Below are 312 nucleotides of genomic sequence, written 5' to 3'. Positions count from 1 at the left end.
CCCATCGACTGCGTCGGATTCCAATCCCACCTGACCAACACCGCACCCGCCGACTACCAGACCAACCTGCAGCGCTTCGCCAACCTCGGCGTCGACGTCCAGATCACCGAACTCGACATCGCCGGATCCACCCAGGCCAGCGCCTACGACACCGTCACCCGCGCCTGCCTGGCCGTATCACGCTGCACCGGCATCACCGTCTGGGGCATCCGCGACAGCGACTCCTGGCGCACCGGCCAGAACCCCCTGCTGTTCGACTCCTCCGGCAACAAGAAAGCCGCCTACACCGCAACCCTCAACGCCCTCAACAGC

At 66.0% G+C, this 312-nt stretch carries 1 protein-coding gene; it reads left to right on the top strand.

The window, feature by feature from the left end:
- The coding region (locus tag QEZ54_RS36310; RefSeq protein ID WP_281309325.1) for an endo-1,4-beta-xylanase at nt 1-312 on the top strand (312 nt) is incomplete at both ends.

Source organism: Catellatospora sp. KI3 (genome assembly GCF_029948125.1).
Lineage (GTDB): Bacteria > Actinomycetota > Actinomycetes > Mycobacteriales > Micromonosporaceae > Catellatospora.
This window is presented reverse-complemented; position numbering and strand designations above follow the sequence as displayed.